Raw genomic sequence first — 468 nt, 5'->3', positions numbered from 1 at the left:
GGTCGGCAAGGTCCTGCCGGATGCTCGCCTGCAGCACATGGGCGCCAGCGACCGGTACAACGCCTACCAACGCGTCGACTTCGAGCCCTGGCCCTATCAGCCTACCGCGAAGGCGCATCGCGATGTGCCCGCCTGGGTGCCGGCCGAGGTGCACGATACGCTGGCCTGGCGCGAGGGCAGTGCGATGCCATCGCTGACCGTGTCGCGAAATGCCAGTGCGGACCTCACGGTCGTCGTGGCCGAGCCGCTGCCGGCGTGGGGCCAGCAGATAGCCAACAATGCGCGCAACCGCATGATCGGCTTTGTGTTGTTCGTGAGTGTGTTGGTGACGTTCGCGCTGGTGGCGTGGTCTTTGGTGCGCGAGCGGCAGCACCACCGCGTGACGCGCCATCTGAACCAGCGGCTGCAGCGCACCAACAGCGCGCTCGCCAACGAGGCGCATTTCGATCATCTGACCGGTGTGCTGAC

At 66.7% G+C, this 468-nt stretch carries 1 pseudogene; it reads left to right on the top strand.

The window, feature by feature from the left end:
• Positions 1 to 468, top strand: a pseudogene (locus DTW89_RS19165) (GGDEF domain-containing protein); the annotation flags it as partial.

It is taken from the genome of Acidovorax sp. BoFeN1 (assembly GCF_003345135.1).
Lineage (GTDB): Bacteria > Pseudomonadota > Gammaproteobacteria > Burkholderiales > Burkholderiaceae_C > Acidovorax > Acidovorax defluvii.
Note: the sequence above shows the minus strand (reverse complement) of the source record. Positions and strands in the feature narration are given on the sequence as shown.